The following is an 8,509-nucleotide window of genomic DNA, read 5'->3' as shown; positions in this document are numbered from 1 at the left end:
CTAGCCACTAGCCACTAGCCACTAGCCACTAGCCACTAGCCACTAGCCACTAGCCTAGCCACTCGCAACTGCCATGAAATACACCCTTGATGCCCGCCGACTGCTGTGCCCGATGCCGGTAATCCGCACTCAGGATCGCATTGCAGCGTTGCAACCCGGCGATATCCTCGAGGTGGTCGCTACGGATCCGGGGGTGATCAATGACATCCCCGCCTGGTGTCGTATCAACGGGCACAAGGTGTTGGCCACCCGCGAGGAGAGGGGTGAGGTGGTGCTCGAGATTGAGGTCGGCGATGAATCATAGCCACGAACGTCACTATCATCCGGTTCCCGAAGTACCGGATGCCGACGTCCGTTTTCAGGCCAGCCGCCGAGTGACCGTCATTGGCGCGGTCGTTAACCTGCTGCTTGCCATCGGCAAAACCGTCGTGGGCGTATTGGGGAACTCCCAGGCCCTGGTCGCCGACGGTGTGCACTCCTTTTCCGATCTGGTCACCGATGCCATGGTCCTGGTTGCCTCCCAACACGGCAGCAAGGCGGCGGACGAGGACCACCCCTACGGTCACGCCCGCATCGAGACAGCGATGACGGTGGGTCTTGGCGCCATTCTGATCACGGTTGCGGCCGGGATCAGCATCGATGCGGTCGAGCGCCTCTTCAATCCCGAAGAGCTGTTGCGTCCCGGCGTTTTGGCGTTGGTGGCTGCAGCACTGTCGGTGTTCGCCAACGAGGGCCTGTTCCGCTACACCCTGCGTGTGGCTCGCCGGGTCCGTTCCAACCTGCTCAAGGCCAATGCCTGGCACCATCGCTCCGATGCCCTCTCCTCGATCGTGGTCATCGTGGGCGTTGGCGGTACCATGGCGGGTCTCGATTACCTCGATGCCATCGCCGCCGTGGGCGTGGCACTCATGGTGGCCAAGATGGGCTGGGACCTGGCATGGAACAGTCTGCGCGAGCTGGTGGATACGAGTCTGGATGCAAAGACGGTCAAGGCGATTCGTGACGAATTGAAACAGGTCGATGGCGTACACTCGGTGCATGAGCTGCGAACCCGGCGGATGGGTCCGGACGCGCTGGTCGATGTGCACGTCCTGGTCGATCCGGAGCTGAGTGTCTCCGAAGGACATCACGTCAGCGAAACGGCTCGCTCGCGGCTGATACGCCGCTTCGAAGAGGTTCAGGACGTGCTGGTGCACATCGACCCGGAAGATGACGAAACGAGCCGGCCGAGTGTCGGGCTGCCCTCCCGGAATGCCCTTCTCGAGGAGCTGCGTCCACGCTGGAGAGCGATCTTCGGGGAGGGGCTGGAAGAGAAAAAAGTGACTCTTCACTATCTGGATGGGAGAGTCCGGCTGGAGGTTGTACTCCCCCTGGTTGCTCTTGAGCGTCACTCCGCCGAGTCCCTGCAAAGAGCCCTGGCGGCGACTGCCGAGGAGCGCGAGGAGGTGGAGTTGATCAGGGTTTACTTCGCCTGATGCACGGAAGTGGTGCGCCTGACTTTCTGATGCACCTTCCTGGTGCGTCACCGGCACCGTGGAAGTTATACTAAAGAAACGTAAAACCATGCCGTTCAGCAGGTTACGTCACTGGCACGCTTCCTGCTCGATAGCAGACCAAATTCCCTGCCCGCGTGGGTGCAGTGTCGGACTGCAAGCCGACAGACGCCTGACGGGCCTTATTTCAGATTGAACCAACTGGAGGCACCCGGATGTCCGTTGACAACGTAATGAAGCTTATTCAGGACAGCGGCGCGAAGTTTTTCGACTTCCGCTTCACCGACACCCACGGCAAGCAGCAGCACGTGACGGTTCCCGTCCACAAGGTGGATGACGATACCTTTACCGACGGCACGATGTTTGACGGCTCCTCCATCGCCGGCTGGAAGGGCATCAACGAGTCGGACATGATTCTGATGCCGGACACCGAGACCGCGATGCTGGACCCGTTCACCGACGAGCCCACCGTCAACATCACCTGCACCATCGTCGAGCCGACGACCATGCAGGGCTACGAGCGTGATCCGCGCTCGGTGGCCGGACGTGCCGAGGAGTATCTGAAATCCACCGGCATCGGTGACAAGGCCCTGTTCGGCCCGGAACCGGAATTCTTCATTCTGGATGACGTGCGCTGGGGCTCCGACGTCTCCGGCTCCTTCGTCAAGATCGACTCCGAAGAGGCGACCTGGAACTCCGAGCGTGTCTATCAGGACGGCAACATGGGCCACCGCCCCAAGCTCAAGGGCGGCTACTTCCCGGTCCCGCCGGTCGACTCCCTGAATGACATCCGCGGCGCCATGTGCCTGGCCATGGAAGAGATGGGGCTGGACATCGAGGTGCACCACCACGAGGTGGCCACCGCCGGCCAGTGCGAGATCGGCGTCGCCGCCAATACGCTGGTGAAAAAGGCCGACGAGGTGCAGACGCTGAAGTACTGCGTGCACAACGTCGCCCACAGCTACGGCAAGACGGCCACCTTCATGCCCAAGCCCATCGTCGGTGACAACGGCTCCGGCATGCATGTGAACATGTCCATCTCGAAGGACGGGCAGAACATCATGATCGGCAACGAGTACGGCGGCCTCTCCGATTCCGCGCTGTACTTTATCGGCGGCATCATCAAGCACGCCCGCGCCCTGAATGCCTTCACCAACGGTTCCACCAACTCCTACAAGCGTCTGGTGCCCGGGTTCGAGGCCCCGATCATGCTGGCCTACTCCGCCCGCAACCGCTCTGCCTCCATCCGTATCCCCTATGCTTCCAACCCGAAGGGGCGTCGCGTCGAAGTCCGTTTCCCCGACCCCTCCGCCAATCCCTACCTGGCGTTTTCAGCACTGCTGATGGCCGGCATCGACGGCATTCAGAACAAGATCCATCCCGGCGATGCCATGGACAAGGATCTCTATGACCTCCCCGCCGAGGAAGCCAAGGACATTCCGACCGTATGCCATTCGTTCGATCAGGCCCTGGATGCCCTCTCTGCCGATCGCGAATTCCTGACCGCCGGCGGCGTCTTTACCGACGACATGATCGACGCCTACATCGGCATCAAAATGGAAGAGGTCACCCGCCTGCGGATGACCACTCATCCGGTCGAGTTCGACATGTATTACAGCGTGTAGTCGCAGGCTAGTGGCGAGTGGCTAGTTGCTAGGAACTGCAGTCGCTAGTTGCGAGTGGCTAGTTGCGAGGAACGGCAGGGAATCACTTGGTCGTTGGTCTCTCGCCCCTCGCCCCTCGCCACTAGCCACTAGCCACTAGCCACTAGCCACTAGCCACTAGCCACCGTTCTCGCTATTCTCGGCTCATGAATCGTCTTGCGCTGCTACTGCTGCTCTTCGCCCTGCCGGTGCTTGCCGGACAGGCCGCGTATCGTATCGTCCACCCCGACGGCACCGTCGAATACACCGATGAGCCGCCGGCGGAGAACGGGGCCGAACAGATACCACTGCCCGACATCCAGACCTATGAGGCACCTCCGCCACCGCGCATGGAGCGCCCCGAACCGGCTGCACCAAAAGGGGGTGACAGGGACAGCGTCGAATACCGGCACCTCGAGGTCACGCAACCCGATTCTGAAGAGCACATTTGGACCTCCGACTGGAGGGTTCCGATTGGCGTGAGTCTCTCCCCTGGGCTGGAGGACGACCATGAGATCGTCGTTACGGTGGATGGCACCGAAGTGGGGCGCGGAAAACGTACCCGTTTCGCCGTCTCGCCGATTTATCGCGGTGAGCACCAGGTATCGGCCCTGGTGGTGGACGAATCCGACAACGTCCTGATCGAGAGTGAATCGGTGACCTTCTATATTCACAAGCATCAAGTCCATCGTCCCTGAGCCCCTGAACTCTGCCGGGGTGGCTCCATGCGCCCCGGGCCCCTTTCCAACACGGCTCTGTCATGCACTAAATTGGTGCACTGCAACTCCCCCTGCACTACTATTGTCACAGACATAGTCACAGGCTTGGTTTGCCGCAGAGGCACGCGGCGTCGCATTCTGCTGATCCCCGGATGTTTTTCCAGGTACTCCCGGTCTGTGTCGGACCGTCTTGATAGTTGGTTCAGTTCTTGCAACAAACTCCAATATGGCATCCAGCATGCAACTCTCACCCGAACTGACTCCGCGCATTCTTGAGAACCTGCACACCGCGGTGATGGTCTTCGACGCCGATTTGAAGCTCGGTTATCTGAACCCCGCGGGAGAGATGCTCTTTGCAGTGAGCGCCCGGCGTGTCATAGGCGTGCACGCCCGTGAATTGCTGGCGGGCGGAGACCTGGTGGATGCCCTGGCCAATGTGTTCCGAAGCGGTCATCCGTTCACGGAGCGGGAACTGGCCATCGAACTCCCCGCCAGCGGCGAGTGGGTGACCGTGGACCTGACTGCCCTGCCGCTCAGCGACCCGCAGCACGCTCGCGAGATCCTGGTTGAAATGAGCCAGGTGGACCGGCAGCTGCGCATCACCCGCGAGGAGACCCTGCTTTCCCAAAGCAGCGCCACGCGGGCCCTGGTGCGTGGGCTGGCCCACGAAATCAAGAATCCTCTCGGGGGTCTGCGCGGGGCGGCACAACTTCTCGAGCGTGAACTCGACGATGAGGAACTCAAGGAGTACACCCGCATCATCATCGAAGAGGCCGATCGGCTGCAGAGTCTGATGAACCGGATGCTGGGCCCTAATGCCCTGCCCCGGCAGCGGTTGGTCAACATCCACGAGGTGCTCGAGCGGGTACGGCAGGTGGTGGGCGCCGAGACACCGCCCGGGGTGACCATCGACCGCGACTATGATCCCAGCATCCCGGAGCTTACCGCCGATAGTGATCAGCTTATTCAGTCGGTCATGAACCTGGTCCGAAACGCCGTCCAGGCGGTGGGAGAAAGCGGTCGCACCGTGCTGCGCACACGCACCCTACGCCAGTACACCATCGGTCACACCCTGCACAAATTGGTTGCCCGCATCGACGTGATCGACAACGGGCCGGGAATCTCCGAGGAAGTCCGGGAGAGCGTCTTTTTGCCGATGGTGACGGGGCGCCCCGGCGGCACCGGCCTGGGTCTGCCCATTGCCCAGTCGCTAATCAACGCCCATGGCGGGCTGATCGAATGCGACAGCCGTCCGGGCCGCACCGTCTTTACGGTACTGCTGCCCCTGACGTAGATCGGGCTTTAGCCCGTCAAAATCTGATGGCCTGAAGGCCGACCTACAAGGGGACCGTAGCGGGCCGGGCGTAATCGGATGTTCACAGAGTGGCCATATCACCGCCACCATAATCCGCCGTCTTTTCAGGCGATAACGCAACACGGAAGCAGATGATGAACGCGCGACAGACCAAAATCTGGGTGATTGACGACGACCGGTCGATTCGCTGGGTGCTGGAGAAGGCGCTCAAGGCGGAGAACATCGAGGTCAGGAGCTTCGATGAGGCCGGTCCGGCCCTGAAGGCCTTGCAGCGGCAGGAGCCTGACGCTTTGATCACTGACATCCGTATGCCGGGGATGAGCGGGCTGGAGCTTCTCTCGGAATTGCGCGCCGGTTATCCCGATCTGCCGGTGATCATCATGACCGCCCACTCCGACCTGGACAGCGCCGTTTCCGCCTACCAGGGCGGGGCCTTCGAATACCTCCCCAAGCCTTTCGATGTCGACGAGGCCATGGACCTGGTGCATCGCGCCGTCTCCCATCGGCACGATCATGCCATAGAAGGGATTGCCCAGGAGCCTGAAGAGGAGGCGGAGATCATCGGCGAGGCACCCTCCATGCAGGAGGTGTTCCGGGCCATCGGCCGCCTTTCCCGCTCCAACATCACCGTCCTCATCAACGGTGAATCCGGCACCGGCAAGGAGTTGGTGGCCCGTGCCCTGCACCGCCACAGCCCCCGCGCCGACCAACCGTTCATTGCCATCAACACCGCCGCCATCCCGCGGGATCTGCTGGAATCGGAACTCTTCGGCCATGAACGCGGTGCTTTTACCGGAGCTCAGGCGGCCCGCAAGGGTCGCTTCGAACAGGCCGACGGCGGCACGCTGTTTCTGGATGAGATTGGCGACATGCCGGCGGAGCTGCAGACCCGTCTGCTGCGGGTGCTGGCCGATGGCGAGTTCTATCGGGTGGGCGGGCACGCACCGGTCAAGGTCAACGTACGGATTATTGCCGCCACCCACCAGGACCTGGAGACCCGGGTGCGTGAGGGCCTGTTCCGTGAGGACCTGTTTCATCGTCTGAATGTCATCCGCATCCACATACCGCCCATGCGCGAGCGCCGCGAAGACATTCGGCTACTGATGCAGCAATTCCTCAATAGTGCGGCCGAGGAACTGGGTGGGGAACCCAAACGCATCGACAAGGAGACCCAAGCCTATCTCTCCGGCCTCGACTGGCCCGGTAATGTGCGTCAGCTCGAAAACACCTGTCGCTGGCTGACCGTGATGTCCCCCGGTCAGGAGATCCATATGGAGGACCTGCCTGCCGAACTGCGCCACGGCGTGAGCGCCGAAGGTGACAGTATCGAATGGCTCGGTCCCCTGCGCCGCTGGGCTGAACGTCGGCTCTCCAGCGGCAGCGCCGCCATTCTCGACGATGCTGTGCCCGAATTTGAACGGATCATGATCGAAACCGCTCTCGCCAAGACTGGCGGCCACCGCCAGGAAGCCGCCAAGTTACTCGGTTGGGGCCGCAATACCCTCACCCGGAAGATCAAGGAATTGGGAATGAAAAGTCCGCCCCATAGGGTGGGCCCGCCGACAGGCATGAACTGAACGACAATGCGTTGCTGTGCCGGTAGCTGCCGTTCCCGGCGGTGACGGTGGCAGCGGGCTGAATCCCCAACCCACAAGCTCTTTAGTTGCCGCAGGCGGGTGCGGGGGGGGCGGTGGCCAGGCTGCCGACCAGCTGACTGACTTCGGGGATCTTGTGGCGATCGAGGTATTCAGCGATCCCGGCATTGATTTTGGGGCAGATCAGCGGGTCATAAAAGAGTGCCGTACCCACCCCCACGGCGCTTGCCCCCGCGATCAGGAATTCCAGGGCATCCTGGGCGCTGGCGATCCCCCCCTGACCGATAATGGGGATCCCGTGGGGACGGCAGACCTGATAGACCTGATGGGTTTTCAACAGCGCCACCGGCTTGATGGCGGGACCGGAGAGGCCGCCCTGTCTGTTACCGAGAATCGGCGCGCGCTGCTCGATATCGATGGCCATGCCCATCAGGGTGTTGATGACGGCGAAGCCGTCGGTACCCGCCTCAATGCAGCGGCTGGCGCTTGCGGCAATATCGGTCTGATTGGGTGAGAGTTTGGTGATGAGGGGCTTCGTCGTGGCGCGGCGCACCGCTTCCACCACCCGGGCGGACATCTCCGGGTCATTGCCGAAGGCCACGCCGCCCGCCTTCACGTTGGGGCAGGAGATATTGATCTCGATGGCATCTACTGATGAATCGTCAAAGATGCGGGCCACCTCCGCGTACTCCTCCACAGTAGACCCGGCGATATTGGCAATGAAGCGGGTCTCCTCGAAGTCCAGGGTGGGCAGAATGGTATCGACCACGTAACGGGCGCCGGGATTCTGCAGGCCGATGGCATTGAGCATGCCGCCCGGAGTCTCATAAACCCGGTGGGGTGCATTGCCCAGTCGCGCCTCCAGCGTCGTCCCTTTCAGGCATACCGCGCCCACATCGCGGTTGGAAAAACCCTCCACCCGGGTATATTCCTCGCCGAAGCCGACGCAGCCTGAGAGCAGGACGAGCGGTGTATCGAAACGCATGCCGCAGAACTCGGTCGAGAGCATCTTGTCGTCTTTGGTCGTCATGGCGTTAACCGGGTCGGGTAGTCGGAAGGCTTGAGCAAGATACAAGATAGGAGATGCGGGATACAAGTTCGAAAAGCGGTTATCGTGTGTCGCTGAAAGTGGGCTGAGGAGCACCGGTGATCTACATTGTCCTTTATCAACCTGAAATTCCGCCCAATACCGGGAATGTCATTCGGCTCTGTGCCAATACCGGGATGGGACTGCACCTGATCGAGCCGCTCGGGTTCGAGCTGGACGATGCGCGCCTGCGGCGGGCCGGGCTGGATTACCACGAGTTTGCGGAGGTCCGGACCTGGAGCGATTTTGACGCTTTCCGGGCATCGATCAAGCCGGGGCGGATACTGGCCTGCTCGACCCGGGGCGGGCGGCCCTACAGCGAGGTGCAGTATCGGGACGGGGACGCCCTGGTATTCGGGCCCGAAACCAGCGGCCTGCCCCAGCCTTTTCTGGATCGGCTTCCGGATGAGAGCCGTCTGCGCATTCCCATGCGGCCGGGAAATCGCAGCCTGAATCTGTCGAATGCGGTCGCTGTCATTGCCTACGAGGCATGGCGTCAGCTGGGATTCTCGGGCGCTGGCTGAGACAGACTACCCGGGATTGTTTTGTCGCTGGTCTCCTCCTGATGAACTTCCCCCTCGGTGTCATTACGAGGAGCCCCAGCGACGAAGTAATCTGGTGTCCTAACAGCGAGATTGCCGCGTCGCTGAGGCTCCT

At 61.7% G+C, this 8,509-nt stretch carries 8 protein-coding genes; 7 read left to right on the top strand and 1 reads right to left on the bottom strand.

All coding sequences use genetic code 11. From position 1 onward, the window contains the following. Nucleotides 1-73 precede the first annotated feature (73 nt). From Q7L05_RS16165 to ntrC, 6 genes are all read left to right on the top strand, one after another. A complete protein-coding gene (locus tag Q7L05_RS16165) occupies nucleotides 74-304 on the top strand; it encodes a sulfurtransferase TusA family protein (RefSeq protein ID WP_303909127.1) in 231 nt (76 codons plus the stop codon). Next, complete coding sequence (locus tag Q7L05_RS16160) at nucleotides 294-1,475, top strand: cation diffusion facilitator family transporter (RefSeq protein WP_303909124.1); 1,182 nt, start codon at nucleotides 294-296, stop codon at nucleotides 1,473-1,475. The genes Q7L05_RS16165 and Q7L05_RS16160 overlap by 11 nt, the downstream gene beginning before the upstream one ends. Nucleotides 1,476-1,708: 233 nt before the next feature. Next, nucleotides 1,709-3,118, top strand: coding sequence for a glutamate--ammonia ligase (glnA, locus tag Q7L05_RS16155; protein WP_303909121.1), 1,410 nt, complete (start codon nucleotides 1,709-1,711; stop codon nucleotides 3,116-3,118). Between the two features lie 185 nt (nucleotides 3,119-3,303). Further along, the gene (locus Q7L05_RS16150; protein WP_303909118.1) at nucleotides 3,304-3,834 is read left to right on the top strand and encodes a DUF4124 domain-containing protein; all 531 of its coding nucleotides are present in this window, start codon (nucleotides 3,304-3,306) and stop codon (nucleotides 3,832-3,834) included. Nucleotides 3,835-4,093: 259 nt separating this feature from the next. Beyond that, nucleotides 4,094-5,149: a nitrogen regulation protein NR(II) gene (gene glnL, locus Q7L05_RS16145; protein ID WP_303909115.1), complete on the top strand. Its 1,056-nt coding sequence runs from the start codon at nucleotides 4,094-4,096 to the stop codon at nucleotides 5,147-5,149. A 155-nt stretch (nucleotides 5,150-5,304) separates the two neighbouring features. Beyond that, entirely contained in the window at nucleotides 5,305-6,747 is a 1,443-nt protein-coding gene (ntrC, locus tag Q7L05_RS16140) for a nitrogen regulation protein NR(I) (RefSeq protein ID WP_303909131.1), read from the top strand. A gap of 82 nt (nucleotides 6,748-6,829) precedes the next feature. Here the strand turns inward: ntrC and Q7L05_RS16135 are convergent, their stop codons facing one another. Further along, a complete protein-coding gene (locus tag Q7L05_RS16135; RefSeq protein WP_303909112.1) occupies nucleotides 6,830-7,795 on the bottom strand; it encodes a dihydroorotate dehydrogenase in 966 nt (321 codons plus the stop codon). A gap of 116 nt (nucleotides 7,796-7,911) precedes the next feature. Here Q7L05_RS16135 and Q7L05_RS16130 point away from each other — a divergent pair, with 116 nt between their 5' ends. After that, entirely contained in the window at nucleotides 7,912-8,376 is a 465-nt protein-coding gene (locus tag Q7L05_RS16130) for a tRNA (cytidine(34)-2'-O)-methyltransferase (RefSeq protein WP_303909109.1), read from the top strand. Nucleotides 8,377-8,509 lie beyond the last annotated feature (133 nt).

Source organism: Thiohalomonas denitrificans, assembly GCF_016841685.1.
GTDB lineage: Bacteria > Pseudomonadota > Gammaproteobacteria > Thiohalomonadales > Thiohalomonadaceae > Thiohalomonas > Thiohalomonas denitrificans_A.
Note: the sequence above shows the minus strand (reverse complement) of the source record. Positions and strands in the feature narration are given on the sequence as shown.

What these genes read in the sequence shown, in the direction of transcription:
- Q7L05_RS16165 (WP_303909127.1), top strand. Translation starts at nt 74, where the DNA reads ATGAAATACACCCTTGATGCCCGCCGACTGCTGTGCCCGATGCCGGTA.
- Q7L05_RS16160 (WP_303909124.1), top strand. Translation starts at nt 294, where the DNA reads ATGAATCATAGCCACGAACGTCACTATCATCCGGTTCCCGAAGTACCG.
- glnA (WP_303909121.1), top strand. Translation starts at nt 1,709, where the DNA reads ATGTCCGTTGACAACGTAATGAAGCTTATTCAGGACAGCGGCGCGAAG.
- Q7L05_RS16150 (WP_303909118.1), top strand. Translation starts at nt 3,304, where the DNA reads ATGAATCGTCTTGCGCTGCTACTGCTGCTCTTCGCCCTGCCGGTGCTT.
- glnL (WP_303909115.1), top strand. Translation starts at nt 4,094, where the DNA reads ATGCAACTCTCACCCGAACTGACTCCGCGCATTCTTGAGAACCTGCAC.
- ntrC (WP_303909131.1), top strand. Translation starts at nt 5,305, where the DNA reads ATGAACGCGCGACAGACCAAAATCTGGGTGATTGACGACGACCGGTCG.
- Q7L05_RS16135 (WP_303909112.1), bottom strand. Translation starts at nt 7,795, where the DNA reads ATGACGACCAAAGACGACAAGATGCTCTCGACCGAGTTCTGCGGCATG.